We start from the raw sequence: 26,353 nt of genomic DNA on the forward strand, positions 1-26,353 counted from the left end.
TTGTGCGATGCCCAACGGCGTGAGCAATGGTCTGCCTGCCCGTTGGCGGGTCGTTTCCTCACAAGTTCGATATTAGTCATGGCTGCTTGGTAACGCTACCATTTTGTTCGGTGCGCCGCCGGCCGATACGGCTGGCCTGTTGTCCGACTGCCGCGACGACGAGCTTTGCCGCTCGATCACCTTGAAGCCGAGGTCGAGCACCGGCTGCTCCGGGCGCCGTCCCTCGATCGCCTCGATCAGCATGGTGGCGGCCGTCTTGCCCATCTCGTAGCGGTTGGTGCGCACGCTGGTGAGGGTGGGAACGGCGGAGGCCATGAATTCGAGGTCATTGAATCCGACGATCGCGATCTGCTCGGGGACGCTGATCTCGCGGCGGCGGCATTCGAACAACACGCCGAGCGCGAGGTCGTCATTGGCGCAGAACACCGCGTCGAGGTCGGGCTGGTGCGCCAGGAGATCGGTGAAGAGGGCGCCGCCAAGCGTGACCGAGGTCGGCGTCGCGGTCGTCACGACGAGGCGCTGCTCGAACAGGCCGGCGTCCTTCATGGCGGAGACATATCCGTCCAGCCGCCGCTGCACCCTGGGATCCATCCGCGCGCCGACGAAGCCGATCTTGCGGTGACCTTGCGCGAACAGGTGGGCAATCGCCGCGCGTGCTGCATCGTAGTGGGAAAAGCCGATCATCATGTCGACCGGACTGGGCCCGATCTCCATGATCTGCACGATCGGGCAGTCGGCCGCCTCCAGCATCGCGCGCGATTCCGCGGTCTGGTCGATGCCGGTGACGATCAGCCCGGCCGGCTTTTGTGCCAGAAACAGGCGCAGCAGCTTCTCCTCCTGGAGAATACTGTAGCGTGTGTTGGACAACTGGATCGAGTAACGGCTGCCTTCGGAGGCGTCGTAGATGCCGCGCAGCACGTCGGAAAACACGTTGTTGGTGAGTGACGGAATCAAGACACCGATCACCTCGGTGCGCTGCGAGGCGAGGGCACGTGCCGCAAGGTTGGGCACGTAGCCGAGCTCCTTGGCCGCGCTTTCGACCCGCGTCCGCTTGGCCACCGACAGCGCCTCGGGATTGCGGAAGAAACGGGACGCCGTAATCGGGCTCACGCCGGCAAGCTCGGCGACTTCCGCCAGCCGGATTTTGCCTGACTTGGTGCGTTTTCGACCCATTTGCTGCTCTTAGCATAGCCACTGTCGCAAACAAAGGATCGTTGACAGCGCTACCAGCAACGACTAACCAAAGACAAATTGCCAAAGCCGCGCAAACTGCTGACAATGTCGCCTGCTAAGAGTGGGCTTCGTTCGGCGAAGTTCGGAAAAACAAGACGGTGGCGGCGCGAGGGTTGCGTCGCCTGAGTCGGAGGAGGGAGCTAGATGTCGTCTGTGCAAATCCGCGACGTGCGGAAATCGTTCGGCAATTTTGAAGTCCTGCACGGCGTCACGATTCCGATCGAGGACGGCCAGTTCGTCGTCCTGGTTGGCCCCTCCGGCTGCGGCAAGTCGACGCTTCTGCGCATGCTCGCAGGCCTCGAGAACATCACCTCCGGCACGATCTCGATCGGCGACCGCGTCGTCAACAATGTCCAGCCCAAGGAGCGGGACATTGCGATGGTATTCCAGAACTACGCGCTCTATCCGCACATGACGGTGGCCGACAACATGGGCTTCTCGCTGAAGCTGCGGAATGCCGGCTCCGACGAGATCAATAAGCGCGTCAAGCGTGCCGCCGAGATCCTCGCGCTGTCGCCGCTGCTCGACCGCTATCCGCGCCAGCTCTCCGGCGGTCAGCGCCAGCGCGTCGCCATGGGCCGCGCCATCGTGCGCGATCCCCAGGTCTTCCTGTTCGACGAGCCCCTGTCGAACCTCGACGCCAAGCTGCGCGTCGCCATGCGCACCGAGATCAAGGAGCTGCACCAGCGGCTGAAGACGACCACCGTCTACGTCACCCACGACCAGATCGAGGCCATGACCATGGCCGACAAGATCGTCGTCATGCATGACGGCATCGTCGAGCAGATGGGCACGCCGCTCGAGCTCTACGACAAGCCGGAGAACCAGTTCGTCGCCGGCTTCATCGGCTCGCCTGCCATGAACTTCCTCAAGGGCCATGTGCGCGTCAACGGCGTAGCGACCTTCGAGGGGCCGAACGGCGTCAAGCTGCCGCTCAAGACTGCGCCCGCGGCCTCCGACGGCCGTCCCGCCGTCTACGGCGTGCGGCCCGAGCATTTCACCATTGCCGACGACGGTGCCGAGGCCGAGATCATCGTGGTCGAGCCGACCGGCTCGGAGACGCAGGTGTTCGCCAAGCTCGGCGGCGAGCAGGTGGTCGCGGTCTTCCGCGAGCGTCACCAGTTCAATCCGGGCGACAAGGTGCGGCTGAAGCCCGATCCGTCGCTGGTCCATTTGTTCGACGATGCGACGGGCAAGCGCATGAACGCCTAGCGATAAGACGACAAGTCATAAGACAACAAAAAGCATCACAGGGAGGACACCATGCAAGACTTTACCCGCCGGACTCTGCTTCAGGGCGGAACGGCTCTGGCTGCGACCGGCATGCTCACCGGGCCGGCGCTGTTCGACTTCGCCAGGGCGTGGGCACAGAGCGCGCCGTGGAAGGCCGAGCCGGGCGCCAAGCTGACCGTGATGCGGTGGAAGCGCTTCGTGCCGGCGGAAGACGATGCATTCAACGCGATGGTGGCGGCGTTCAAGGCCGCGACCGGCACCGAGATGAACGTGTTCAGCGAGTCGTTCGAGGACGTGCAGCCGAAGGCCTCGGTTGCGGCCAACACCGGCTCGGGGCTCGACCTTGCCTGGGGGCTGCACACGCTGCCGCAGCTCTTCCCCACCAAAGTGCTGAAGATGAACGACGTCGCCGATTATCTCGGCAAGAAGTATGGCGGCTGGACCGATGCGGCCGCCAAGACCTGCAAGCTCGGCAACGACTGGCTCGGCATTCCCGTTGCGACCAACGGCGGCTACATGACCTACCGCAAGTCGGCGCTCGACAAGGCCGGCTTCAAGGAATTCCCGAAGGACTTCCCCGGCTTCCTCGAGATGTGCAAGGCCCTGAAGGCGAACAACACGCCGGCCGGTTTCGCGCTCGGGCATGCCTCGGGCGACGGCAATTCGTGGCTGCACTGGGTGCTGTGGGGCCACGGCGCCTACACCGTCGACCAGAACGACAAGATCATCATCAATTCGCCGGAGACGGCGAAGGCGCTGGAATATTGCAAGGCGCTGTATGAGAGCTTCATCCCGGGCACGGCGTCCTGGAACGACTCTTCCAACAACAAGGCGTACCTCGCCGGCGAGCTCTATTGCACGGCGAACGGCATCTCGATCTACGTGGCCGCCAAGACCGACGCGACCAAGAAGGAGCTCACCGAGGACACCTATCACGCGCTCTGGCCGGTCGGACCGGTCGGCAAACCGACCGAGCTGCAGCTCGCGCTGCCAATCCTCGCCTTCAACTTCACCAAATATCCGAACGCGGCGAAGGCTTTCGTCGCCTTCATGCTGGAGAAGGAAAACTACGAGAAGTGGCTGGACGGCGCGCAAGGCTATCTGACGCAGACCTTGAACGCCTATGAGTCGGCGCCGATCTGGACGGCAGATCCCAAGAATACCGTGTTCTCGCAGGCCTCCAAGCGCACCCTGCCGGCGTCCGGCATCGGCACGGTCGGTGAGAAGGCGGCGACCGCGATCGCCGACTTCATCGTCGTCGACATGTTTGCCAACTACTGCACCGGCGCCAAGGATGCGAAGGGGGCGATGGCGGAAGCCGAACGCCAGCTGAAGCGCATCTATCGCTAACGGTCACGGAGTGGGCGGCCATCCGGCCGCCCACTCGTCAACATTTCGATCAGGGATATCGGGCATGGCTGAAGTCGCAATTCCCCGGGCCAAGCCTCAGATGAGCGAGGCGAGCGCCTGGAACCAGCTCAAACACAATCGCAACTGGCTCGGCTTCTGGTTCATGGTGCCGGCCATGGCGTTCCTGATCTTCTTCCTGGCCTATCCGCTGGGGCTCGGCATCTGGCTGTCCTTCACGGACACCCGTATCGGCAGGGTCGGGCACTTCGTCGCCACTGAGAACTATGAGTGGCTGTGGGACGATTCCATCTTCTGGCTGTCGGTGTTCAACACGCTCCTGTACACCTTCGTCGCCAGCGCTCTCAAATTTGCGATCGGGCTCTATCTCGCACTGCTGCTGAACGAGAATATGCCGTTCAAGGCGATGCTGCGCGCGATGGTCCTCATCCCCTTCATCGTGCCGACGGTGCTCTCTGCGCTGGCGTTCTGGTGGATCTTCGATTCGCAATTCTCCATCATCTCCTGGTCGCTGAAGCATCTCGGTCTGATCAGCCAGAACATCAACTTCCTCGGCGATACCACCTGGGCCCGCATTTGCGTGATCTTCGCCAATATCTGGCGTGGCGTGCCGTTCGTGGCGATCACGCTGCTGGCAGGCCTGCAGACGGTGTCGCCGTCGCTCTATGAGGCGGCAACGCTCGACGGCGCCACCCGCTGGCAGAATTTCCGGCACATCACCTATCCGCTGCTGACGCCGATCATCGCCGTCGTCATGACGTTCTCGGTGCTCTTCACCTTCACCGACTTCCAGCTGATCTGGGCCATGACCCGCGGCGGACCGGTCAACGCCACCCATCTGATGGCGACCCTGTCGTACCAGCGCGCGATCATCGCCGGGCAGCTGGGCGAGGGCGCCGCGATCTCCAGCGCCATGATTCCGTTCCTGCTCGCTGCGATCATGGTGTCCTGGTTCGGCCTGCAGCGTCGCAAGTGGCAGCAGGGAGAGAGCAATGACTGACCTGCCCACCAGATCCATCGATCTCAAGAATGTGCTGTCGGGCTCGGGGCCTACGGCCGATCACAGCGAGGGCATGAGCTATCTGCAGTCGGTGCCGCGCCGGATCGTGACGCTGTATCTGCCGCTCGCGATCATCGTCGTCATCCTGCTGTTCCCGTTCTACTGGATGGCGCTGACGTCGGTGAAGCCGGACGAACAGCTGCTCGATCTCGACAGGTACAATCCGTTCTGGACCTGGAGTCCGACGTTCAAGCACTTCCACAAGCTATTGTTCGAGAGCTACTACCCGCACTGGCTCTGGAATACGATGTACGTGGCCGTCTGCGCGACAGTGCTCTCGATCTTCGCGAGCGTGCTGGCCGCCTATGCCATCGTGCGGTTGCGCTACAAGGGGGCCCATCTGGTCGGCGGCCTGATCTTCCTCGCCTATCTGGTGCCGCCGTCGATCCTGTTCATCCCGCTCGCCACCGTCGTGTTCCAGTACGGCCTGTTCGATTCGCCGCTGGCGCTGATCCTGACCTATCCGACCATCCTGATCCCGTTCTCGACCTGGCTGCTGATGGGCTATTTCAAGACCATCCCGTTCGAGCTCGAGGAATGCGCCCTGATCGACGGGGCGAGCCGCTGGCAGATCCTGATCAAGATCGTGTTGCCGCTCGCGATCCCCGGCCTGATCTCGGCCTTCATCTTCTGCTTCACCCTGTGCTGGAACGAGTTCATCTACGCCCTGACATTCCTGCAATCGACCAGCAACAAGACGGTGCCGGTGGCGATCGTCAACGAGTTCGTGGACGGCGACATCTACCGCTGGGGCTCGCTGATGGCGGGCGCGCTGGCCGGCTCGCTGCCCCTCGTCATCCTTTACGCCTTCTTCGTGGAGCATTATGTGTCGGCGATGACCGGCGCCGTGAAGGAATGATCGCGGGGCTTGCCTGAGGGCGCGTCAGGAGCGGCGCGTTCCGTCCAATAAGAAGGAGTTAAGCTCTTGCACATTCTGGTTCTCGGCGCCGCCGGCATGGTCGGCCGTAAATTCTGTGAACGGCTGCTGCGCGACGGCCGGCTCGGCAAGAGCGACATCACCAAGCTGACCATGCACGACGTGGTCGAGCCGAAGAAGCCGGAGAAGGCCGGTTTCCCCGTCGAGACCGTCTCGGGCGATTTCGCCGTGCCCGGCGCAGCCGAGAAGCTGATCGCCGGCCGCCCGCACGCGATCTTCCATCTCGCCGCCATCGTCTCGGGCGAGGCCGAGCTCGATTTCGACAAGGGCTACCGCATCAATCTCGATGGCACGCGGATGCTGCTCGACGCGATCAGGCTCGTCGGCGGCGGCTACAAGCCGCGCGTGGTGTTCACGTCCTCGATCGCGGTGTTCGGCGCGCCGTTCCCGGAGGCGATCGGCGACGAGTTCTTCCACACCCCGCTGCTCAGCTACGGCACCCAGAAGGCGATCGGCGAACTCTTGCTCGCGGACTATTCCCGCCGCGGCTTCCTCGACGGCATCGGCATCCGCCTGCCGACCATCTGCATCCGGCCCGGCCTGCCCAACAAGGCGGCATCGGGCTTCTTCTCCAACATCCTGCGTGAGCCGCTGGCCGGCAAGGAAGCGGTGCTCCCGGTCTCCGAGGATGTCCGCCACTGGCACGCCACGCCGCGCTCGGCGGTCGGCTTCCTGCTCCACGCCGGCACCATGGACCTCGCCACCGTCGGCCCGCGCCGCAACCTCACCATGCCCGGCCTGTCGGCCACCGTCGGCGAGCAGATCGCCGCGTTGAAACGCGTTGCCGGCGAAAAGGTCGCAGCCCGCATCAAGCGCGAGCCCGATCCCTTCATCGTCGGCATCGTCGGCGGCTGGCCGCGCAATTTCGACGCAAAGCGCTCGCGCGAGCTCGGCTTCACCACCGCCGAGAGGACGTTCGACGATATCATCCGCATTCACATCGAAGACGAGCTCGGCGGCAACTTCGTCGCCTGACCTAACCGATGAACAGCGTGGATATGACGATGGCGAGCGTTGCTTGCATCGGCGAATGCATGGTCGAGCTCCGGCAGGCCCAGGGGGGACATTCCTCTGGGCAGTCTGCCGGGCAGGGCGGTGGTCTCTACTCGCGCGGCTTCGGCGGTGACACCCTCAACACGGCCGTGTATCTCGCGCGGCTCGAGGTCAAGGTCGACTATCTCACCGCGCTCGGCGACGATGCGCTCAGCGATGAGATGATCACGGCCTGGAGCGCGGAGAGCGTCGGCACGCGGCGCGTCGTGCGCTTGCCGGGCAAGCTGCCCGGCCTCTACATGATCCAGACGGATGCCAAGGGCGAGCGCCAGTTCTTCCACTGGCGCGACAGCGCGGCGGCGCGCCAGCTGATGAGCCTGCCGGAGACCGACGAGCTGCTCAACTCGCTGATGAGCTACGACATCGTCTATCTCTCCGCGATCACGCTCTCGATCTACGATCAGGCCGGGCGCGATCGCCTGTTCGCGGCGATCCAGCGCGCGCGCCTGCTCGGCACGCGTTTCGTGTTCGACACCAATTTCCGGGCGCGCGGCTGGCCGGATCGCGACGTCGCCCGCGAGGTCTTTGCCGGAGCGTTCGCGGCCGCCGACATCGTGCTGACCTCGACCGAGGACCTGCTCGCGCTCTGGCCCGGCGAAAGCCACGAGCAACTGATGGCGCGCATTCCGACGCCCGAGCTGGTGTTCCGGCTCGCCGAGCCCGTCAGCCTGTTGCGCTTTCCCGGCGGGACCCACGAGGTCCGCGCCGAGCCCATGACCAAACCCGTGGTCGACACCACCGCCGCCGGCGACAGTTTTGCCGCAGCCTATATCGCGGCCCGGCTCGCCGGCGCAGAGCCGGTCGAGGCGGCCCAGGCCGGCCATCGCCTCGCCAGCCTCGTGATCTGCTATCCCGGCGCCATCATTCCGGGCTATGCCATGCCGCCGAAGAAGCGGCATCGGCCGGCGGCCTCTCGCCAAGCCACCAAATGAATCGAGACCCATGACCACCTCTGCCCAACAGAACCACCTCGTCGCGCTGTTCAAGGCCGCGACCGTCATTCCCGTCCTCACCATCGAGCGTATCCAGGATGCGGTGCCGCTGGCGCGCGCGCTGGTCGCCGGCGGCGTCCGCACGCTGGAGGTGACCCTGCGCACCCCCGTTGCGATCGAGGCGGCGCGGGCGATGATGGCCGAGGTGCCCGAGGCGGTCGTCGGCATCGGCACGATCCTCAACCCGGCCGACTTCACCCGTGTCGAGAAGCTCGGCGTCGCGTTCGGCATCAGCCCGGGCCTGACCCCCGATCTCCTGAAGGCCGCAGCCCACAGCTCCCTGCCATTCGCGCCGGGCATTGCCACGGCCTCCGAGCTGATGCTGGCGCTGTCCCACGGCTTCGACGTCGCAAAGTTCTTCCCGGCCGAGCAGGCCGGCGGCATCAAGGGCCTGCGGGCGCTCGGCGGCCCGTTCCCGAACGTGCGGTTCTGTCCCACGGGCGGGGTCGGCGAGGCCAATGCGGCGACCTGGCTGGCCGAACCCAACGTGGTCGCGGTCGGCGGTTCCTGGCTGTGCCCGACGGCGGAGATCAGGGCCGGGAACTGGGCCGGCATAACTGCCATCTGCCAGCGCACCCTCCAGGCCCTTAAACCTGCGTGAAGTCTTGCCATCCCTGCGCTAAGACTTAGCTCAGGTGAAAGACCCCAGGGAGAAGAGACCATGACCGCCAGCATCGTCGGATGGGCGCATACGCCGTTCGGCAAGTTCGACACCGAAACCGTCGAAAGCCTTGTCACCCGCGTCGCCAATGAGGCGATGGCCGATGCCGGCATTTCGGCCTCCGACGTCGACGAGATCGTGCTCGGCCATTTCAACGCCGGCTTCTCGCCGCAGGATTTTACCGCCTCGCTAGTGCTCCAGGCCGACCCGAAGCTGCGCTTCAAGCCGGCGACCCGCGTCGAGAACGCCTGCGCCACCGGCTCTGCCGCGGTGCACCAGGGCCTGCGCGCGATTGCCGCAGGCGCTGCCAAGATCGTGCTGGTCGTCGGCGTCGAGCAGATGACCCGTACGCCGGGTCCGGAGATCGGCAAGAACCTGCTCAAGGCGTCTTACCTGCCTGAGGACGGCGACACCGTCGGCGGCTTCGCCGGCGTGTTCGGCAAGATCGCCAGCTCCTATTTCCAGAAATACGGCGACCAGTCCGATGCGCTGGCACTGATCGCGGCCAAGAACCACAAGAACGGCGTCGCCAATCCCTTCGCCCAGATGCGCAAGGACTTTGGCTTCGACTTCTGCCGCGCCGAGAGCGAGAAGAACCCTTACGTCGCCGGCCCCCTGAAGCGCACCGACTGCTCGCTGGTCTCCGACGGCGCAGCCGCCCTGGTGCTGGCCGACGCCGAGACCGCCAAGGGCATGAGCAAGTCGATCGGCTTCCGCGCCACCGCGCATGCCCAGGATTTCCTGCCGATGTCCAAGCGCGACATCCTGCAGTTCGAGGGCTGCACCGTCGCCTGGCAGCGTGCGCTGGAGAAGGCGGGCGTAACCCTGTCCGATCTCTCCTTCGTCGAGACCCATGACTGCTTCACCGTCGCCGAGCTGATCGAGTATGAAGCGATGGGCCTGACGCCGAGGGGGCAGGGCGCCCGCGCCATCAAGGAAGGCTGGACGCTGAAGGACGGCAAGCTGCCGGTCAATCCGTCCGGCGGCCTGAAGGCCAAGGGCCATCCGATCGGCGCCACCGGCGTCTCCATGCATGTGATGACCGCGATGCAGCTGGCCGGCCAGGCGCCCGAGGGCATGCAGCTCAAGAACGCCAAGCTCGGCGGCATCTTCAACATGGGCGGCGCGGCCGTCGCCAACTACGTCTCCGTCCTGGAGCCGTTGAAGTAGGCTTGCGTCGGGTGGGTTGGCCCCGCGACTGCGCAAAGCGCAGTTCGCACGGCGCAACCCACCCCTCGCATTGAGTTCTTTGCGTTAGATCATGGTAGGCCCGCGTGGCCCCCTTAATGCTCTGATTAGTTTGCAGGGAATGCATCATGAGCACTGACTACGAAGATTCACTTTCTCTCGAAGCCCTCAACGACCGCATCGCGATCCTTGAGGACAATATCCGCCAGCTCATCGAGCAGGCCGCCGCCGCCTCCGGCGAGCAGAACGAGTCGCGTATCGCCGATCGGATCAACCAGCAGAATGACGAGCTCGAGCGGCTCTTGAAGATCCGGGAATCCCGCCAGAAGAAATAGCCGCCGAAATCGCCGCGCGGCGCATGCGGCCATACCCCGGCCGCCCTTGCGCGCGCGGCGTCCCTGTCTTTAGCTGGACCGAAATCGCCGGGCCGCTTCCAGGCCCGCGCAATCGGGAGCGAACGATGGGGCCGCTGAAGGGCATCAAGGTCATTGATATGACCACCGTGCTGATGGGGCCCTATGCGACCCAGATGCTCGGCGACTACGGTGCCGACGTCATCAAGGTGGAATCGCTAGACGGCGACGTCACCCGCCTGATCGGCCCGATGCGCCATGCCGGCATGGGCCCGGTGTTCCTCAACACCAACCGCAGCAAGCGCTCGATCTGCCTCGACCTGAAGAAGCCTGCGGGGCGTGAAGCCGTGCTGCGTTTGCTGAAGGACGCCGACGTGCTGGTCTACAACGTTCGTCCGCAGGCGATGGCGCGGCTGCAGCTCGGCTACGACGTCGTCTCCGGCATCAACCCGCGCCTCGTCTATGCCGGCGTGTTCGGCTTCGGCCAGGATGGTCCCTATGCCGCAAAGCCCGCTTATGACGATCTGATCCAGGGCGCCACCGCGTTGCCGGCGCTGATGGCGCAGACCGGCGACGGCGTGCCGCGCTACGTGCCGAACGCGCTGGTCGACCGCATCGTCGGCCTCACCGCGGTCGGCGCGATCTGCGCCAGCCTCGTGCATCGCGACCGCACCGGCCGCGGCCAGCGTCTGGACATCCCGATGTTCGAGACCATGGCCGGCTTCGTCATGGGCGACCACATGGGCGGGCTCACTTATGAGCCGCCGCTCGACAAGGGCGGCTATGCCCGCCACCTTTCGCGCGACCGCCGGCCGTACAAAACCTCGGACGGCTATCTCAGCGTCATCGTCTACAACGACAAGCAGTGGGAGAATTTTTTCAACGCCACGGGCCGCGACGATCTGCGCGCCGATCCCAAATTCGCAACTTTCGCCGGACGTGCTGCCAATATCGATGTCGTCTATGCCGAGCTCGCGCGCATCTTCGAGACGCGTACGACGGCGGAATGGATCGAACTGCTCACCAAGGCCGACGTGCCCGTGATGCCGATGCACGATCTCGCCTCGATCCTGCATGACGAGCATCTGGAGGCGACGGGATTTTTTCCGGTGGTGACTCATCCGACCGAAGGCCCGATCCGCAGCATGAAGGTGACCGCGACCTGGTCGGAGACCGAAGCCGAACCGGTGCGGCTCGCGCCGCGGCTCAACGAGCACGGTGCGGAGATTTTGCGCGAGATCGGTTACTCCCAGGACGAGATCGCCGCCATGATCCGTGACGGCGTCACGCGTTCGGCGCCGGAGTAGGGGATGGTGATGGCTCTCTCATCCGTCATTCCGGGGCGCGACGAAGTCGCGAGCCCGGAATCCATTTTTCCTCCGCACACGCCGCGCGATGGATTCCGGGCTCGGCCCTTCGGGCCGCCCCGGAATGACGAGGAGGAGAGACGATGAGCTTCATCACGGGCGTCGGCCTCACACCTTTCGGCAAGCACGAGGGCTCGTCCTCGCTCGACCTGATGAGCAAGGCCGCGCAAGCCGCGCTCGACGATGCCGGGCTGAAGCGTGCCGAGATCGACGGCATCCTCTGCGGCTACTCCACCGTCTCCCCGCACATCATGCTCGCCACCGTCTTCGCCGAGCATTTTGGCATACGCCCATCCTACGCTCATGCCGTGCAGGTCGGCGGCGCCACGGGCCTCGCGATGACGATGCTCGCCCATCATCTCGTCGAAGCCGGTGTCGCGCGCAACGTTCTCGTCGTTGCCGGCGAGAACCGCCTCACCGGACAGAGCCGCGACGCCTCGATCCAGGCGCTGGCGCAGGTTGGCCATCCCGACTACGAGGTGCCGCTGGGCCCGACCATCCCGGCCTATTACGGCCTCGTTGCCAACAGGTACATGCACGAATACGGCGTAAGCGAAGAAGATCTCGCCGAGTTCGCGGTGCTGATGCGCAGCCACGCCTGCACCCATCCCGGTGCGCAATTCCACGATCCCATCACGGTTGCCGACGTCATGGCCTCGAAGCCGGTGGCGATGCCGTTGAAGCTCCTCGACTGCTGCCCGGTGTCCGACGGCGGCGCGGCGTTCGTCATCAGCCGCGAGCGAACCGGAGACGTCGGCGTCCGCATCCGCGGCTGCGCCCAGGCCCACACCCATCAGCATGTCACCGCTGCGCCCGCGCTCAGCGAGCTCGGTGCGGAGATCTCCATCGCGCGCGCCAAGGAGGCAACTAGCCTGGCGATCTCCGATGTGCGCTACGCCGCGATCTACGACAGTTTTACGATCACGCTCGCCATGCTGCTGGAAGACCTCGGCCTTGCCGGCCGTGGCGAGGCGGCGGCCCGCGTCCGCGCCGGCCATTTCGGCCGCGACGGCGCGATGCCGCTGAACACCCATGGCGGCCTGCTCAGCTACGGCCATTGCGGTGTCGGCGGCGCGATGGCGCATCTGGTCGAGGCGCATCTGCAGATGACGGGGCGGGCGGCGAATCGCCAGGTGCGCGACGCGTCGATTGCACTGCTGCACGGTGATGGCGGCGTGCTGTCGTCCCATGTCAGCATGTTTCTGGAGCGGGTGCGATGAGCAAGCGTCTAGCGGACTGGACCAAGGGCGAAGAGGTCATCACCTATCAGACCTGCACCTCATGCGGTCATGTCCAGTATTTCCATCGCGCCTTCTGCGCGGCCTGCGGGGCGTCCGATCCGCGCGAGCAGCGCGCAAGCGGCAAGGGCAGGGTGTACGCGACCTCGCTGGTCGGCCGCGCCGCAACGCCCGAGACGCGCGCGCACGTGCCCTACAACATCCTGCTGGTCGATTGTGCCGAAGGCTTTCGCATGATGGCGCATGGTGACAACGGACTCGCCATCGGCGATTCGGTCGTCGCGAGCTTCAAGCCGTTCGCCGGAAAGCTCGTGCCGTACTTTGCCAAGAGCAAATAGTAGGATCCGTCATTCGGGGGCGGTCCGAAGACCGAGCCTGGAACGGGATTCTGGGCCTGGCCTGTGCGAGGGCCACCCCGGAATGACGAAAACACTCAAAACGCTTTACTCAACGCCCGTAGAACAAGATGCTGGCGATGACGAGCATCGCCGTCACCGCCAGCATATGCGCGAGCGCTCCCGAGGCCGCCCCCTTGGTGGCTTCCTTCATGCCGTTTTCTCCCTAGACTTGGGCGTGACTCATCGTGGCGCGGCGAGCGCGCACGACGGCCAATTGTTTTTACTCGGAACACCCCTTGCGAGTATCCGCCGCGATTTGTCCCCACGCGGCGAATATCGACTGTGTCAGGGTCGATCAGCAATGCGGCGGCATTTTGACTCGATGATGTTGCTCCTGCGTCCGCTCGCAATTACAGTTTCAGGGAACTCTCGCCGATGGCGACAAAAAGCATCAAAAGATCAGGGAAAACTTCAGGAAAATCATGGCCCGCATTCAGTACAGCGATCCGTCCAAGGCATCCGACCGCACCCGCGAAATCCTCGACAAGAACCGCCACGCCAACATCTTCCGGATGATGGCGCACTCGCCGAGCTACTTTGAGCAGTACTGCCGTCTTGGCGGCGCCATCAGGCACAAGGGCGAGCTCGATCCGGTCGTGCGCGAGCTTGCGATCACGCGCACCGGTATCCTGTGCCAGGCTCCGTACGAGATCGTCGCGCACAAGCGCATCGGCAAGAATGTCGGCGTCACCGACGAGCAGAACGAGGCGCTCGAGAACTGGCAGGCCGCGACCTGTTTCAACGAGGTGCAGCGCGCGGCGCTCGCCTTCACCGACGAGATCGTGAAGCTGAACAAGCCGACGGATGCGACCTTCAAGGCGATCGCATCAAAACTGACGCCGGCAGCACTGGTCGAATTGCAGCTCTCGGTCGGCTTCTACATCATGACGTCAAGGTTTTTGGAGACGTTCGAGATCGATCTCCAGCCGGTCACCGAAGTGGTGGGCTGATCCGACACAAGCGGCGAGGGATGCTCATGACGATCGATGAATATGCGGTCTGGGCGGCGAGCATTGCGAAAGTCGACGAGCATCCGTCCAACGAGCGGCTGTCCTATCTTGGCCTCGGCCTCGCCGGTGAATCCGGCGAGGTCGCCGACCACATCAAGAAGCTGCTGCGCGACAATTGGCTCGACCAGGCGGGTCTCGTCGACGAGCTCGGCGATGTCATCTACTACTGGGCCTGCCTTTGTGCGGCGACCGGCCAGAAGCCGTCCGAGCTGCTCGAAGCGAGCGCAGCGAAGATCAAGCGGCGGCTGAGCGAAGCCGCGAGCCGCTGAAGTAAGCTGTGAGCTGGAGGCCCGGATCACCTCTCCCCGTTGGGGACAGGTGAAGAGCCTCCGCTGCTCACGTCGACGTCAGAATATCCACCTTGGCGTTGGCGACGATCAGGCGGTCGGCCAGCAGCCGGGCGAGGTTGCGCATGATGCACTCGCTGGCGCGCGGGTGCTGCTCGCGGAAGCGCTCGAAATCCTTCAGCGGTGCTTCGAACGCCGTCGCCGCCATGTCGGCGAAGACGTCGGCCGAGCGCGTCTGCTCCAGCAGCGCCATCTCGCCGAACGCCATGCCTGCGGTGAGCGTTGCCAGCCTGACGCCATCGGGCAGCGCGACATGCACGGCGCCGCTGCGCAGGAAGAACAGGGCGTCGGCAGGATCGCCGGTGGTGAGGATTTTTGCACCGGACTGATAGGTCCTGATGGTGCAGAGCGAGGCGAGGTCGGTCAGCTCTTGCTCGCTCAGCCCTGCCAGCAGCGGCTGTTCGGCGAGCTCGGTGGCTTCGTGGAAATCGATCGAGCCGCCATAGCGGTAGACGATCTGGTCTTCGGCCCATTCGATCGCGGTGTCGAGCAGGTAGAAGTCGCGGACGTTCTTCAGCTCCGCGGTCCATTCCCGCAAGCTGTTCCACTCCTTGGACGCACGCCTGACGCCAGACAGCACGACCGTGACATTGAGGGCCGCCAACTCCTCGAACGCTTCCGCCACAAGCCGCGCACCGGCGCGCGTGGTCGAGGTGACGCGGTGGAGATCGAAGATTACGAATTGCGGTCGTGGCCGTCCCGCGAGCCGGCGCGAGATGTAGTCCACCGCCGAGAGCGAGAGCGTACCGACCAGCTCGATGACCCGCACCTCCTGCTCATGCGCGGCCAGGATCTCGCGCTCCTGCGGGCGGCGGACGCGGCGGGACGGGCTCTTGCCGATGTCGTAGTCGGCGATCACGGCGTTGCGCGCGTCGTCGCTGCGGTTGAGCATGTGCAGGTCGTAGTGCGAGGACAGCGCCTCGCAGACCTTGATGCCGCGCACGCTGTTGCCGTGCTTGTCGAGCTTTGGCGAATAGCTGCCGAGCCCGAGCCGGGCAGGGAGCGCGGCCAGGATGCCGCCGCCGACGCCGCTTTTGGCGGGGATGCCGATCCGGTAGATCCATTCGCCGGCATAGTCGTACATGCCCGACGACGTCATCACCGACAGCGTGCGCGAGATTGCGTAAGCGCTCATGACCTGCTCGCCGGTCACCGGATTGATGCCGCGATTGGCGAGGGTTGCCGCCATGACCGCGATGTCGCGCGCGGTGACCAGCACCGCGCATTGCCGGAAATAGACGTCGAGCACGCCGGCGACGTTGTCGGAGATCACCGCGTTGGTCTTGAGCAGATAGCCGATGGCGCGGTTGCGGTCGCCGGTCTGGCTCTCGGAGGTGTAGACGGCCTCGTCCACGGCGAGGTCGCGCCCTGCAAAGCGGCTGAGCGCAAGCCGGATCTGCTCAAAAGCCTCGGGGCCCTTGCTGTCGTAGATCAGCCCGGTGCAGGCGATCGCACCGGCGTTGACCATCGGGTTGAACGGATGGTTGTCGGAATTGAGCCGGATCGAGTTGAAGGGATCGCCCGAGGGCTCGACGCCGATCGCACTCTCTACCTTGCTTGCGCCCAGAAGATCCAGCGCCAGCGCGAACACGAACGGCTTCGACATCGACTGGATGGTGAAGGGCACGCGGCTGTCGCCGACCTCATAGACATGACCATCCAGCGTCGCGAGACTGATGCCAAAATAGGCAGGATCGGCCTTGCTCAGCTCGGGAATGTAGTCGGCCACATTGCCTGACGTCTCGGCCGAGAATTCGCTGAGGCAATTGTCCAGGAACCGCAGCAAAGGCGGCTTCGAACGGGTCCAGGCGGTTGCGAGAGGCGAGAGCGGTTTCATCGCCTCCCTTGTGCAACGCAATCAGGGCACGCGCAACCCGTTCGGCATGGGCGACTGCCGCCGCACCAGCAGCAGGGCGATCAAGACGGTAGGCAGCAGGATCGCGAGCCCGAGCAGCGTCACCTGCATCTGCGACAACGGCATGATGCCGCCGCCAGGGGTGGCCACCACGAAACCGCCGATCACCAGCAGCACGCGGATCGGCCATTCCAGCGCGCCGGTACCGCGAAGATCGCCGACGAACGCCTGGTAGCCCTGGATGCCGCCGCAGATGAACATCGTGCCGAATGCGGCGAGCGCCATCAGGCCGAGGCCGGCGAGATAAGGGCTAGCCCCCTGCAGCACCAGCGCCGGATTGAGGACGAAGAAGAACGGGATGAAATAGATGATGCTGCCGACCCACATCGATTCCCATCCGGTCTTCATCGCCGGCGAGCCGGCGATGCCTGCGGCCGCGAAGGAGGCAATCGCGACCGGCGGGGTGATCGAGGACAGCATGCCCCAGTAGAAGATGAACATGTGCACGGCCATGCGGTTGAGTCCGAGCTTCTCCAGCGCGGGTGCGACCAGGATGGCGAGGAAGATGTAGCAGGCCGTTGTCGTCAGCCCGAGGCCGAGGATGAGGCTGGTGAGCGCGCACATGCCGAGCAGCAGGAACGGATTGTCGCCGGCGATGTGCAGCAGGTCGTTGGCGAGGCTCGAGACCACGCCGGTCATCGAGAACGCGCCGATCAAGAGGCCGCAGCCGGCGAGGATGCCGACGAGCTCGACGAAGGTGCGGCCGTTGACCTCCAGGAATTTGCCGATGGTCGCGAGCGTCCAGCGCGTGTCCTTGGAGAAGAGCTGATTGAGCACCAGCAGCAGCGCGGTGGCGTAGAACGGCGCATGGCTCTCGCGCTTGAAGTAGAGCAGCATCACGATCAGAAGCGCGATCACGAAGACGTAGTACCAGCCGTCCTTGATCGTATCCATGATCCGCGGCAGCTCCGCACGGGGGATACCCTTGAGGCCATGGCGCGCGGCATAGGCGTCGACCTGCATGAACAGGCCGACGTAATAGAGCGCGGCCGGAATGATCGCGGCGACGGCGACGTCGGCGTAGCTGACATTGAGGAATTGCGCGATGACGAAGGCGGTCGCGCCCATCACCGGCGGCGCCAGCACCGCCCCTGTCGAGGCGCAGGCCTCGATCGCGCCGGCATAGGAGGCGCGGAACCCGCTCTTCTTCATGACCGGAATGGTCATGGTGCCGGCGGTGAGCACGTTGGAGATGATCGAGCCCGACATCATGCCGAGCAGGCCGCTGGCGAAGATGCAGACTTTTGCCGCGCCCCCGCGAAAAGTGCCGCACAGCGCGAAGGCGAGATTGATGAAGAATTTCCCGGCGCCCGTCATCATCAGCGCCGTGCCGAACACCAGGAAGCCGATCACGGTGTCGGCGAAGGCCTGGATGGGAATGCCGAGCAGGCTCTCGCCCGAGAGCACATGATAGGCGGTCGCCTGTTCCAGCGTCGACTGCGTGCCGCGGAACGGCCCGAGCCAGCCGGCCTCCGCAAACAGCGGGTAGACGGTGAAGGGGAGCACGCTCAGCAGCAGGCTCCAGCCGCCGGTGCGGCGCAGCGCCTCCATCAGCATCACCCACATCACGAGGCCTGCGGCGATCACGGTGTTCGGTGCGCCGCCGAATTCCCAGCCGGCCTCCGCCGCCTTGCGCACGTTCGACATCAAGAGCAGCGCGGCCGCGAAGGTCGCAACGAAGAAGACGAGGTCATACCAGGGAATGCGGTCGAGCGGCGCTCGCTCCGTGCCCGGAAAGATCAGGAAGGTGAAGGGCAGCATCAACGCGATCAGGAGATAGAAATATTCCGTGTTGAGCTGGGTGTAGCCGATGAAGAAGCGCAGCGAGAATTGCTGGTTGATGCAGAGCAGGATCGTCGCCGCGGTCGCGACGATCAGCGTCCAGCGCCAGGCGCCGCGAAGTGTGCGCACGCGCGTCACCTCGGCCTCCTGCATGTTGCCGGCCGCGCCGTGCGGATCGTCGAACACGACCCGCTTGGCCTCGTCCTGCGAGGCGGTGGAGGTGGAAGCAGAAGACATCATCGACCCCGCGCGTGGGCTGGTAACAGCTGGTGGACTATTCCTCGAACCCGTTCGGCATGTCGGCTTTCGCTAGCGCTGCGGCGCGGGCCTTCATCCAGCCGTCTAGGAACGCCTTGTCGTCCGACGGCGGATTGGACTTGCCGTAGTCGGTCCAGGCTGCGCCAAGCACCTCCTGGCGCTTGATCAGCTTGTTGTTGTGCGCCTCCTGCGCATCGCTCCATTGCCCGGCCTCTTTGAGCGCTTTCACCGCGCCGGGATGCACCGGCACCACCCAGTTCTTGGTCTGGCGGTCGGCGGCAAGGCCGCCGGCGCCGGGTGCGGAGTCCTTGTAGGCGTCGTAGTTCACGATCATCGCCTTGGTGATGGCGTAGACCTGGTCGGCCGGCTGCGAGGCATAGGCAACGAAGATGGGGTAGGGGTAATTGCCGAGCTCGACCGGTTTCTCAGGCGAAATGCCGGCGCCGCACGTCGCGACTTGCGGGAAGAAGAACGAGCCGACCTTCTGCATCCGCGCCCAGCCCTCCTTGTCCTTGGCGGGCAGCGGCGGCCAGATCAGGCCGCGCGGCGAGGTCTCGGCTTCCTTGGCGGGGCCGGTGATGGTGGTGCCGAAAGCGGCATCGACGTCGTTGTTGATCAGGCCTTTCCACATCGCGCCGTAGCTGGCGAACTCGACCGCCTTGACGTCCTTCTGCGTCAGGCCTGCGAAGGCGAGCACCGCGAGCGAGTTCTGGTTCAGCGCGGGCGAGCCGACCACGAAGCCGACCCGCTTGCCCTTGAGGTCCTTCAGCTCCTTCACGCCGGTATCGGCGGCGACCGCGAGCGAGCCGCAATTGCAGTCGACGGTCGAGAGCAGGATCTGGAGCGGCTGCGGTCCCCATTCCTTCGAGCCGAACTCGAACACGCCTTCCTGTGCGAAATAGGTCCCCGATCCCATCGCGGCGGAGGCCGCGCGCTTGGCGCGCAGCGGCGCGAGGCGGGCGACGTCGTTGCCCGCGGGCAGCACGCGCACGTCGGTGCTGTATTTGTCCTTCATCATCTTGCCGACGCCGACCGCAATGTTGAAGCCGGCGGTGCCGGTGTCGTAGGCGGTGAAGGTCAATGTCGCCGGCAGCTTGATGTCTTCGGCGAATGCATAGCGTGTAGACGCAAAAGAAATGCCCGCCACCAAGGCAGGCGCGAGCATGAGCAGCCCACGACGCATGTTTCCCTCCAATGATCCTCGCTTCGCTGCGAAGAGTTTCATTCTTTGTTTGAAACAGATTTTTGTTTGTATCGGATCATGTCATCCGCATCAGGCGATGGCAACGCCGTACCGCGCATGCAGGAATGCGACTGACAGATTGTCGCGGAAACCAGGGATAACGCAGTCAGTTCGCGACGATCGCGATCGCCTGTCCCTCGGCAACGAGATCGTCGAGCTTCACCAGAAGCGATGTGATCGTTCCGCTGGCGGGCGAAGGCACCGGGATCTCCATCTTCATCGCTTCGACGACCACAACGTCATCACCATCCGCAACGGTTCCTCCAACCTGCACGGGAGTTGCGCAGATACGACCCGCGACCTCCGTGACGATCTTAATTTCTGGCATGCCATCGCCTTTTTGTTGTCGTTGCAAAATGCCTGAGGTAGCGTCGTCTGCAAGTGGAATTTAATTCCGCAGAGCGGAACATAACGGTAGGGATCATGGGACGACGTTCGGAGCGGTTGAGTAGGCAAGGTGCGCTCGTTGGCGAAGCCGGCGAGGGTGATGTCATCCAGGTGGTGTCGCGCGCGTTCGATGTGTTGCGATGCTTCGAGGGCCATGAGGCGCGGCTCGGCAATCTCGAGATTTCAAATCGCTGCGGCCTGCCGCGCTCGACGGTGTCGCGGCTCACGCACACGCTGACGCGCATGGGCCAGCTGGTGTATCTGCCGCGCGATCAGAAATATCGCATCGGCCCGAGCGCGGTGGCGATGAGCGCCTCGATGATGAAGGGCGCGCAGCTGCGCAGCATGATCCGCCAGCGGCTGCAGGAAGTCGCCGAGCAGTTGCCCGGCACGGTGGGCTTCGTCGTGCCTGACCGCTTCCATCTCGTCTATCTCCAGTTCGCGCGCTCGGCTTCTGCGCTCGGCCTGCACGAGGGCACCGGCAGCCGCATCTCGATGGCCTCGACCGCGGCAGGCGCGGCCTACACCGCGGCGCTGGCGCCGGAAATCGGCGATGCCTTCATCGCGGAGATGGAGCGCGAAGCGCCCGAGGCTGCGAAGATCCTCAAGCCTCGCATCGAGGCCAACCGGCAGTCGCTGCGCGAACGCGGCTATGTCGTGGCCTGCGGCCTGTGGAGCCCGCACATCAACGGCCTCGCGGTGCCGATCTGGTCGCCGCAATACCAGACCTTCGTCGTCATCACGATCGGTCTTCTCTCCGCGATGTATGACGAGCAGCGTCTGCATGACGAGGTCGCTCCGCTCATGCTCGCGCTCGGCCGTTCGCTCGGCAGCCTGATGGAAGGCGCGGAAGGCGACGTCTTCAACAACCGCATCTCGCGCAAGCCGGTCGCGATGGCCGTGCACAACAATAACAAGCCGATCAATTCGGAGGGAGTGAATGAACTGGAAGCCGGAACTCGACGAGCTCGCCCGGCGCGAAGCCTTCGCGCGGGAGATGGGCGGCGTTGACAAGGTCAAGCGACAGCATGACCAGGGCCGGCTGACTGTTCGGGAGCGTATCGACAAGCTGATCGACAAAGGCAGCTTCCATGAGATCGGTGCCGTCTCCGGCATCGGTGAGTACGATTCCAGCGGCGAACTGCAGAAATTGACGCCGGCGAACTGCGTGTTCGGCCGCGCGCGCGTCGACGGCCGCACCGTCGTCGTGGTCGGTGACGATTTCACCGTGCGCGGCGGCTCGGCGGATGCGTCGATCTCCGCCAAGCCGCTGATGGCGGAGGAGATGGCGCACGACTTCCGCCTGCCCATCGTCCGCATCATCGAGGGCTCCGGCGGCGGCGGCTCGGTCAAGACCATCGAGACCAAGGGCGCAGCCAATTTGCCGGGAGGCATCGGCGGCACGCGCTGGTACCGCTTCACGACGGAAAACCTGGCGCGCGTACCCGTGGTCGCGCTCGGGCTCGGCTCGGTTGCAGGGCTCGGCGCTGCGCGTCTTGCCGCCAGCCACTATTCCATCATGACCCGGAAGTCCGCGATGTTCGTCGCGGGCCCGCCGGTGGTGAAGGCGCTGGGGCAGGACCTTTCGAAGGAGGAGCTCGGCGGCGCCGAGATCCAGACCCGCGCGGGCGCGGTCGATCATGCCGTCGACACCGAAGAGGAGGCGTTCGCCTGCGCGCGCCGTTTCCTCTCCTACCTGCCGTCGTCGGTCTACGAGCTACCGCCGACCTTGCCCTGCACGGACAGCCCCGAGCGCAGCGACGAAGCGCTGATGAACGCGGTGCCGCGCAACCGCAAGCAAGTCTACAAGATACGGCCCATCATCGAGTCGGTCGTCGACAAGGGCTCGTTCTTCGAGGTCGCCAAGAACTTTGGCAAGCCGATCATCGTGGGCCTAGCGCGGCTCGAGGGCCGGGCGGTGATGGTGCTCGCGAGCGACAGCTTTCATTACGGCGGCTCCTGGACAGCCGATGCCTGCCAGAAAGTGGTGCGCTGGGTCGACTTCGCCGAGACCTTCCATTTGCCGGTGGTCTATCTCATGGACTGCCCCGGCTTCATGATCGGCCTCGACGCCGAGAAGGCCGCCACCATCCGCCACGGCGTCCGCGCCATGGCCGCGGTGAACCAGACCACCGTGCCCTGGTGCACCGTGATCCTGCGCAACGCTTTTGGTGTGGCGGGTGTCGTGCATCAGCCCGCCGACCGCTTCTCGATCCGCTACGCCTGGCCCTCGGCCTATTGGGGCTCGCTGCCGCTCGAAGGCGGCATTGAAGCGGCATACCGCGCCGATATCGACGCGGCCGAGGACAAGGCCGCAAAACTGAAGGAGATCGAGGAGCGGCTGAACAAGCTGCGCTCGCCATTCCGCTCCGCCGAAAAATTCTGGATCGAGGAGATCATCGACCCCCGGAAGACGCGCTCGCTGCTGTGCGAGTTCGCGCGGCTGGCCGAGCCACTGCGGAAGCTCGGCCCGCCGGAGAATTTTTCGATCAGGCCCTAGGCCCGGCTGTCGCGGCGAACACCACCGTCATTGCGAGCCACCGGGTCCGCGCGAAGCGCGGCCCGATGACAGGCTCCGCGAAGCAATCCAGAGTCCCTCCGCGGAAAGATTCTGGATTGCTTCGCTGCGCTCGCAATGACGGGTTCGTAAAGCCGAGCTTATTCCTCGGCGCGGCAACGTTCGGGCAATCTCCGCAACATTTGTAAACATCTTCGCCAACATCCCGCGGCTGTTCGCGGGTAGGACGCGCCCGGATTTTACGGATCAGGATTGGCAGATGCTATTGAAGTCCATGTCCGGGCGTATCGGTGTCGGCGTGATTTGCCTTGTGCTCGTCGGCGCGAGCCCGCTGCGGGCAGAGCCGGTGTTCGACGGCCTGGCCGGCGCATGGTCGGGCATCGGCACGATGAAGCCGTCGGACGGCCCGCGTGAAAAGGTTCGCTGCAAGGTGGCGTACAACGTCACGCGGCCCGGACGGTCGCTGACACTGGACCTGCGCTGCGCGAGCGATGCGTACAAGATGGTCCTGTCCGCCAACATCGAGCAGAGCGGGACGGAGCTTTCGGGAAACTGGTTCGAGAGCGAATACCGCCAGGGCGGCAAGGTCTACGGCACGAACAAGGATGGCCTGATCGAGGCCCGGATTGAAGGAAACACGGTGGCCGCGCTGGTGACGATCCAGACCAAGGCCACTCATCAGTCCTTCCTGATGGAAGCTCCCGGCTCCTGGATGTCGGAGGTCGCAATCGAATTGAACAAGGAAGCGAAGTGACCTCGATCTCCGCCTACGCGGAGGCGCCTCGCGTTTCGGCGCGCTATCTATTGGAGCAGGGCTGTTCGGCGCCCCCATACCGCCATGTCCTTGATGCGCGCCTCGGGGCCGCGGCGACCGGGGGCCGTCCGTATTACGCGTCCCTGCATCCCCTCGCTGCAATCTCCGGGAACCTGTTTAATTGGCGTTAATGATGCCTTCTCAATAAGACACGTCTCAATTTGTTGCAGTCCATGTTTCTGGATTGCCCGTAAGCGTTGATTAAGAAGCCCATCCCCATAGTTCCCCCCGTGATGAGGTGGAAAACCCCTTCAATCCGCTCTGATCACACCCGTTTTGGGACGTGTCGCCGCCGCAACGACGGCAATCAGGGTTAAGGGCAATGCTCCGCCGCGCAATGCTTCGTTTCGCGATAGACCGAAAGGCTAACGTGGCCATCATCTTCGCCTTGATGATGGTTCCGATCATCTTTTTGCTGGGCATGACGCTGGACTACACGCTGGCCTTGCGCAAGCGCGAGCAATTGAACGCGGCCGCCGACGCGGCTGCGATCGCAGCCGTGCGGCCGGCGATGCTGACTCAAAGCGACGCCACGGCCGTCAAGGCGACCGCAGCAGCCGTGTTCGCGGCAAAGGCGAATCTTTCCGGTCTGGCGGCGGTGCCGACGCCGACGATCACGGTTACCGATTCCGGGCTCTCGCGGAGCATCACGGTGTCCTACACGGCGGACTCGGTCAACAATTTTCCGGGCGTGCTCGGCAAGCAGACCTGGCAGATCGGCGGTTCGGCGACGGCAAAGGCGTCCAGCGCGCCCAACATGAATTTCTATCTGCTGATGGATGACTCGCCGTCCATGGGCATCGGCGCGTCCGCGAAGGACATCAGCAAGCTCATCCAGTACACCGCCCCCGCGTACCAGTCAGCAGGGGCCTCGCAGAATTGCGGCTTCGCCTGTCATCAAACCAATATCGCTCACGATGGTGGGACCAAGGATAACCTCGCGATCGCACGAGCCAACAATATCACGTTGCGGATCGATCTCGTGACGAGTGCCGTCAACCAGTTGCTCAATACATGGTCGAACTGCCCGCAGTCGGGCATTTCGGGGGGCGTCATGCAGTGCATGGCGGCCTTGAACAACACCACCTACAAGGCGGCGCTCTATACGTTCGACTTGAGCTTGAACACACTGGCCACGCTGACCACCCCGAGCCTCGCCGGAGCCCAGGTTAACAACATCTCGCTGATGCCGGTCGCCTACCAGAACTGCGTCGTTCCGACAACCAACTGCAAGACCGACAACGGCACGGATATCGCCGGCGCGCTCAAAAGCATCAACGACATCATGCCCACGCCCGGGCTTGGCAGCAACGCGGCGAACGATACGCCGCAGGAAGTGGTGTTCCTTGTCACCGACGGCGTCGAAGACAAGATCTCCGCGACTTGCCCCAACGCGAGCTTCGCCTCCAACAGTCGATGCCAGCAGCCACTCGACACGACGATGTGCAAGACCATCAAGGACCGGGGCATCAAGATCGCCGTCCTCTACACCGAGTATCTGCAGCTCATCGCCGATCCCGCCACCGGTATCCAGAAAACGGATAATTGGTACATGACCTGGATCGACAAGTACGACCAGCCTAAGTCCTCAACCGGCAAGATTGCGCAAAACCTAGAAGCATGCGCCTCGCCTGGTTTCTATAAAAGTGTTCAGAGCGGCGGGGACATTAACGAAGCGCTGAAGGACCTTTTCATCAAGGTCGCTTCCAGCACAGCAAGCCTCGTGCAGTAGAGGAAAGCGCCATGACGGGGGCGGGTGTTGCCACAACCAAGAGACGCCGCAATCGGAGCAAGGCTTTCGCCGCGGATCGCGGCGGGGCCACGGCCGTCGAATTCGCGCTCGTCGCCGCGCCGTTCCTCGCCCTCATCATCGCACTCCTTCAGACGTTCCTCGTCTTCTTTGCCCAACAGCTGCTCGAAAACATCGCGCGTCAATCCGCGCGCCTGGTCATGACCGGGCAGGTGCAGTCTGCGCAGATGACCCAGGCCGCCTTCAAGCAGAAGGTCTGCGATCAGATCTCGATCCTGTTCACCTGCAGTGGTCTGATGGTTGACCTGCAGGTGGCCAATTCGTGGTCCGGCGCCAACACGGCCATGCCGACCTTGACCTTCAACGCTTCGGGAGCCGTCACGAACGCCTGGCAGTACAATCCGGGAGATGCCGGCGACATCGTCGTTCTCCGGGTGATGTATGTATGGCCGGTGATGCTCGGGCCGCTCGGCTTCAACCTCTCGAACCTTTCGACCGGCAACCGGCTGCTCATGTCATCGGCCGCGTTCCAGAACGAGCCAGGAGCTTCCTGATGATCGCCGCCTTGTCGTCCCGCGCTCGGCGCCTGCTGACCGATGTCCGCGCTGTTGCCGCGACGGAGTTCGCCATTGTGGCGCCGTTCATGCTGGTGCTCTACGTCGGCGGCGTCGAGCTCGGCAACGGGCTGGCGATGAACGTCAAGGTCAGCGCCACCGCGCACAGTGTCGCCGACATGGTCACACAGAACACGTCAATCAGCACGGCCCGCATGCAGGCCATTCTTGGCTCGGCGCAGGCAATCATGGCGCCTTATGCCGTCAAGGATTCCAGCGGGGCTTCGCTCATTACGATCACGGTGTCTCAAGTCTCCACCGACGGCAGTGGAAACGCGACCGTACAATGGAGCGAGTCGACCAATACGTCGGCGGCGAGAAAGAAGGGCGATCCGATGACCTTGTCGTCGTTCACCGCACCTGACCCGAACAATCCCAGTAATAAGAACATCTCGCTCATTCTGAGCGAGGTGACCTATGATTACACGACGAACCTCGGCTACACCATCGCCGGTACCGTGAAGCTGAGCGACAGCTATTATCTGTTCCCGCGCTGCTCGACGAACAGCCCGACCTCGTCGAGCTTTCCGTACTACGACGTGAAGTATTCCTCGACGACGCCGGTCTGCACCTGCATCCAGCATCTGCAGCAGAAGAGCTGCTGAGGCCCGTCCCGAATAGCGCGCAGCGGCTT

At 64.2% G+C, this 26,353-nt stretch carries 25 protein-coding genes; 20 read left to right on the top strand and 5 right to left on the bottom strand.

Features of this window, described 5'->3' with window-relative positions:
• Positions 1 to 72 precede the first annotated feature (72 nt).
• On the bottom strand, positions 73 to 1,173 hold the full coding sequence (locus JQ635_RS08155) for a LacI family DNA-binding transcriptional regulator (RefSeq protein ID WP_211409342.1): 1,101 nt from the start codon (positions 1,171 to 1,173) through the stop codon (positions 73 to 75).
• Positions 1,174 to 1,377: 204 nt separating this feature from the next.
• Here JQ635_RS08155 and JQ635_RS08160 point away from each other — a divergent pair, with 204 nt between their 5' ends.
• The 14 genes from JQ635_RS08160 to JQ635_RS08225 all read left to right on the top strand — a co-directional run bounded on the left by JQ635_RS08160 (position 1,378) and on the right by JQ635_RS08225 (position 14,360).
• Positions 1,378 to 2,445, top strand: a complete 1,068-nt coding sequence (locus JQ635_RS08160; RefSeq protein WP_018645714.1) for an ABC transporter ATP-binding protein — start codon at positions 1,378 to 1,380, stop codon at positions 2,443 to 2,445.
• A gap of 51 nt (positions 2,446 to 2,496) precedes the next feature.
• Complete coding sequence (locus JQ635_RS08165; protein WP_211409343.1) at positions 2,497 to 3,816, top strand: ABC transporter substrate-binding protein; 1,320 nt, start codon at positions 2,497 to 2,499, stop codon at positions 3,814 to 3,816.
• A 100-nt stretch (positions 3,817 to 3,916) separates the two neighbouring features.
• Positions 3,917 to 4,834 carry a carbohydrate ABC transporter permease gene (locus JQ635_RS08170; RefSeq protein ID WP_211409460.1) on the top strand — a complete coding sequence of 306 codons (918 nt, stop codon included), beginning with the start codon at positions 3,917 to 3,919 and terminating at the stop codon, positions 4,832 to 4,834.
• A gap of 73 nt (positions 4,835 to 4,907) precedes the next feature.
• Positions 4,908 to 5,753, top strand: coding sequence for a carbohydrate ABC transporter permease (locus tag JQ635_RS08175; RefSeq protein ID WP_433996417.1), 846 nt, complete (start codon positions 4,908 to 4,910; stop codon positions 5,751 to 5,753).
• 66 nt (positions 5,754 to 5,819) lie between these two features.
• On the top strand, positions 5,820 to 6,806 hold the full coding sequence (gene denD, locus JQ635_RS08180; RefSeq protein ID WP_211409345.1) for a D-erythronate dehydrogenase: 987 nt from the start codon (positions 5,820 to 5,822) through the stop codon (positions 6,804 to 6,806).
• Positions 6,807 to 6,835: 29 nt separating this feature from the next.
• On the top strand, positions 6,836 to 7,816 hold the full coding sequence (locus JQ635_RS08185; protein WP_211409346.1) for a sugar kinase: 981 nt from the start codon (positions 6,836 to 6,838) through the stop codon (positions 7,814 to 7,816).
• A 10-nt stretch (positions 7,817 to 7,826) separates the two neighbouring features.
• Positions 7,827 to 8,477, top strand: coding sequence for a bifunctional 4-hydroxy-2-oxoglutarate aldolase/2-dehydro-3-deoxy-phosphogluconate aldolase (gene eda, locus JQ635_RS08190; protein ID WP_130362361.1), 651 nt, complete (start codon positions 7,827 to 7,829; stop codon positions 8,475 to 8,477).
• 60 nt (positions 8,478 to 8,537) lie between these two features.
• Positions 8,538 to 9,707 carry an acetyl-CoA acetyltransferase gene (locus tag JQ635_RS08195; protein ID WP_211409347.1) on the top strand — a complete coding sequence of 390 codons (1,170 nt, stop codon included), beginning with the start codon at positions 8,538 to 8,540 and terminating at the stop codon, positions 9,705 to 9,707.
• Between the two features lie 146 nt (positions 9,708 to 9,853).
• Positions 9,854 to 10,060, top strand: coding sequence for a hypothetical protein (locus tag JQ635_RS08200; RefSeq protein WP_211409348.1), 207 nt, complete (start codon positions 9,854 to 9,856; stop codon positions 10,058 to 10,060).
• Between the two features lie 125 nt (positions 10,061 to 10,185).
• Positions 10,186 to 11,385, top strand: a complete 1,200-nt coding sequence (locus JQ635_RS08205) for a CaiB/BaiF CoA transferase family protein (protein ID WP_211409349.1) — start codon at positions 10,186 to 10,188, stop codon at positions 11,383 to 11,385.
• Between the two features lie 143 nt (positions 11,386 to 11,528).
• Positions 11,529 to 12,665, top strand: coding sequence for a thiolase family protein (locus JQ635_RS08210; RefSeq protein ID WP_211409350.1), 1,137 nt, complete (start codon positions 11,529 to 11,531; stop codon positions 12,663 to 12,665).
• Positions 12,662 to 13,021, top strand: coding sequence for a Zn-ribbon domain-containing OB-fold protein (locus JQ635_RS08215; protein ID WP_211409351.1), 360 nt, complete (start codon positions 12,662 to 12,664; stop codon positions 13,019 to 13,021). Before JQ635_RS08210 ends, JQ635_RS08215 begins: the two co-directional genes overlap by 4 nt.
• A gap of 482 nt (positions 13,022 to 13,503) precedes the next feature.
• Positions 13,504 to 14,031, top strand: a complete 528-nt coding sequence (locus JQ635_RS08220; protein WP_211409352.1) for a carboxymuconolactone decarboxylase family protein — start codon at positions 13,504 to 13,506, stop codon at positions 14,029 to 14,031.
• A gap of 26 nt (positions 14,032 to 14,057) precedes the next feature.
• Positions 14,058 to 14,360 carry a nucleoside triphosphate pyrophosphohydrolase family protein gene (locus JQ635_RS08225; RefSeq protein WP_211409353.1) on the top strand — a complete coding sequence of 101 codons (303 nt, stop codon included), beginning with the start codon at positions 14,058 to 14,060 and terminating at the stop codon, positions 14,358 to 14,360.
• Positions 14,361 to 14,427: 67 nt separating this feature from the next.
• Here the strand turns inward: JQ635_RS08225 and glsA are convergent, their stop codons facing one another.
• The 4 genes from glsA to JQ635_RS08245 form a co-directional block, all read right to left on the bottom strand.
• Positions 14,428 to 16,275, bottom strand: coding sequence for a glutaminase A (gene glsA / locus JQ635_RS08230; RefSeq protein WP_211409354.1), 1,848 nt, complete (start codon positions 16,273 to 16,275; stop codon positions 14,428 to 14,430).
• Between the two features lie 21 nt (positions 16,276 to 16,296).
• Positions 16,297 to 18,372 (bottom strand): TRAP transporter permease, encoded by a 2,076-nt coding sequence (locus tag JQ635_RS08235; protein ID WP_211409355.1) that lies wholly within the window; start codon positions 18,370 to 18,372, stop codon positions 16,297 to 16,299.
• A gap of 37 nt (positions 18,373 to 18,409) precedes the next feature.
• Positions 18,410 to 19,576 carry a TAXI family TRAP transporter solute-binding subunit gene (locus JQ635_RS08240; RefSeq protein ID WP_211409356.1) on the bottom strand — a complete coding sequence of 389 codons (1,167 nt, stop codon included), beginning with the start codon at positions 19,574 to 19,576 and terminating at the stop codon, positions 18,410 to 18,412.
• Positions 19,577 to 19,742: 166 nt separating this feature from the next.
• Positions 19,743 to 19,964 (bottom strand): acetyl-CoA carboxylase biotin carboxyl carrier protein subunit, encoded by a 222-nt coding sequence (locus tag JQ635_RS08245; protein ID WP_018645731.1) that lies wholly within the window; start codon positions 19,962 to 19,964, stop codon positions 19,743 to 19,745.
• A gap of 95 nt (positions 19,965 to 20,059) precedes the next feature.
• Between JQ635_RS08245 and JQ635_RS08250 the strand changes: the two genes are divergently transcribed.
• The 6 genes from JQ635_RS08250 (at position 20,060) to JQ635_RS08275 (ending at position 26,324) form a co-directional block, all read left to right on the top strand.
• The gene (locus tag JQ635_RS08250; protein WP_211409357.1) at positions 20,060 to 21,034 is read left to right on the top strand and encodes an IclR family transcriptional regulator; all 975 of its coding nucleotides are present in this window, start codon (positions 20,060 to 20,062) and stop codon (positions 21,032 to 21,034) included.
• Positions 20,964 to 22,523, top strand: coding sequence for an acyl-CoA carboxylase subunit beta (locus JQ635_RS08255; protein WP_211409358.1), 1,560 nt, complete (start codon positions 20,964 to 20,966; stop codon positions 22,521 to 22,523). Before JQ635_RS08250 ends, JQ635_RS08255 begins: the two co-directional genes overlap by 71 nt.
• 277 nt (positions 22,524 to 22,800) lie before the next feature.
• Entirely contained in the window at positions 22,801 to 23,295 is a 495-nt protein-coding gene (locus JQ635_RS08260) for a hypothetical protein (RefSeq protein WP_211409359.1), read from the top strand.
• 382 nt (positions 23,296 to 23,677) lie between these two features.
• Positions 23,678 to 25,087 (top strand): TadE/TadG family type IV pilus assembly protein, encoded by a 1,410-nt coding sequence (locus JQ635_RS08265; RefSeq protein WP_211409360.1) that lies wholly within the window; start codon positions 23,678 to 23,680, stop codon positions 25,085 to 25,087.
• Between the two features lie 11 nt (positions 25,088 to 25,098).
• Positions 25,099 to 25,659: a TadE/TadG family type IV pilus assembly protein gene (locus JQ635_RS08270; protein WP_211409361.1), complete on the top strand. Its 561-nt coding sequence runs from the start codon at positions 25,099 to 25,101 to the stop codon at positions 25,657 to 25,659.
• On the top strand, positions 25,659 to 26,324 hold the full coding sequence (locus JQ635_RS08275) for a TadE/TadG family type IV pilus assembly protein (protein ID WP_211409362.1): 666 nt from the start codon (positions 25,659 to 25,661) through the stop codon (positions 26,322 to 26,324). The genes JQ635_RS08270 and JQ635_RS08275 overlap by 1 nt, the downstream gene beginning before the upstream one ends.
• Positions 26,325 to 26,353 lie beyond the last annotated feature (29 nt).

The organism is Bradyrhizobium iriomotense, from assembly GCF_018130765.1.
Lineage (GTDB): Bacteria > Pseudomonadota > Alphaproteobacteria > Rhizobiales > Xanthobacteraceae > Bradyrhizobium > Bradyrhizobium iriomotense_A.

What these genes read in the sequence shown, in the direction of transcription:
- JQ635_RS08205 (WP_211409349.1), top strand. Translation starts at nt 10,186, where the DNA reads ATGGGGCCGCTGAAGGGCATCAAGGTCATTGATATGACCACCGTGCTG.
- JQ635_RS08220 (WP_211409352.1), top strand. Translation starts at nt 13,504, where the DNA reads ATGGCCCGCATTCAGTACAGCGATCCGTCCAAGGCATCCGACCGCACC.
- eda (WP_130362361.1), top strand. Translation starts at nt 7,827, where the DNA reads ATGACCACCTCTGCCCAACAGAACCACCTCGTCGCGCTGTTCAAGGCC.
- JQ635_RS08275 (WP_211409362.1), top strand. Translation starts at nt 25,659, where the DNA reads ATGATCGCCGCCTTGTCGTCCCGCGCTCGGCGCCTGCTGACCGATGTC.
- glsA (WP_211409354.1), bottom strand. Translation starts at nt 16,275, where the DNA reads ATGAAACCGCTCTCGCCTCTCGCAACCGCCTGGACCCGTTCGAAGCCG.
- JQ635_RS08200 (WP_211409348.1), top strand. Translation starts at nt 9,854, where the DNA reads ATGAGCACTGACTACGAAGATTCACTTTCTCTCGAAGCCCTCAACGAC.
- JQ635_RS08175 (WP_433996417.1), top strand. Translation starts at nt 4,908, where the DNA reads ATGAGCTATCTGCAGTCGGTGCCGCGCCGGATCGTGACGCTGTATCTG.
- JQ635_RS08160 (WP_018645714.1), top strand. Translation starts at nt 1,378, where the DNA reads ATGTCGTCTGTGCAAATCCGCGACGTGCGGAAATCGTTCGGCAATTTT.
- JQ635_RS08270 (WP_211409361.1), top strand. Translation starts at nt 25,099, where the DNA reads ATGACGGGGGCGGGTGTTGCCACAACCAAGAGACGCCGCAATCGGAGC.
- JQ635_RS08255 (WP_211409358.1), top strand. Translation starts at nt 20,964, where the DNA reads ATGAACTGGAAGCCGGAACTCGACGAGCTCGCCCGGCGCGAAGCCTTC.
- JQ635_RS08165 (WP_211409343.1), top strand. Translation starts at nt 2,497, where the DNA reads ATGCAAGACTTTACCCGCCGGACTCTGCTTCAGGGCGGAACGGCTCTG.
- JQ635_RS08215 (WP_211409351.1), top strand. Translation starts at nt 12,662, where the DNA reads ATGAGCAAGCGTCTAGCGGACTGGACCAAGGGCGAAGAGGTCATCACC.
- JQ635_RS08250 (WP_211409357.1), top strand. Translation starts at nt 20,060, where the DNA reads ATGGGACGACGTTCGGAGCGGTTGAGTAGGCAAGGTGCGCTCGTTGGC.
- JQ635_RS08195 (WP_211409347.1), top strand. Translation starts at nt 8,538, where the DNA reads ATGACCGCCAGCATCGTCGGATGGGCGCATACGCCGTTCGGCAAGTTC.
- JQ635_RS08260 (WP_211409359.1), top strand. Translation starts at nt 22,801, where the DNA reads ATGCTATTGAAGTCCATGTCCGGGCGTATCGGTGTCGGCGTGATTTGC.
- JQ635_RS08170 (WP_211409460.1), top strand. Translation starts at nt 3,917, where the DNA reads ATGAGCGAGGCGAGCGCCTGGAACCAGCTCAAACACAATCGCAACTGG.
- JQ635_RS08225 (WP_211409353.1), top strand. Translation starts at nt 14,058, where the DNA reads ATGACGATCGATGAATATGCGGTCTGGGCGGCGAGCATTGCGAAAGTC.
- JQ635_RS08185 (WP_211409346.1), top strand. Translation starts at nt 6,836, where the DNA reads ATGGCGAGCGTTGCTTGCATCGGCGAATGCATGGTCGAGCTCCGGCAG.
- JQ635_RS08155 (WP_211409342.1), bottom strand. Translation starts at nt 1,173, where the DNA reads ATGGGTCGAAAACGCACCAAGTCAGGCAAAATCCGGCTGGCGGAAGTC.
- JQ635_RS08265 (WP_211409360.1), top strand. Translation starts at nt 23,678, where the DNA reads ATGCTCCGCCGCGCAATGCTTCGTTTCGCGATAGACCGAAAGGCTAAC.
- JQ635_RS08235 (WP_211409355.1), bottom strand. Translation starts at nt 18,372, where the DNA reads ATGTCTTCTGCTTCCACCTCCACCGCCTCGCAGGACGAGGCCAAGCGG.
- JQ635_RS08210 (WP_211409350.1), top strand. Translation starts at nt 11,529, where the DNA reads ATGAGCTTCATCACGGGCGTCGGCCTCACACCTTTCGGCAAGCACGAG.
- JQ635_RS08240 (WP_211409356.1), bottom strand. Translation starts at nt 19,576, where the DNA reads ATGCGTCGTGGGCTGCTCATGCTCGCGCCTGCCTTGGTGGCGGGCATT.
- JQ635_RS08245 (WP_018645731.1), bottom strand. Translation starts at nt 19,964, where the DNA reads ATGCCAGAAATTAAGATCGTCACGGAGGTCGCGGGTCGTATCTGCGCA.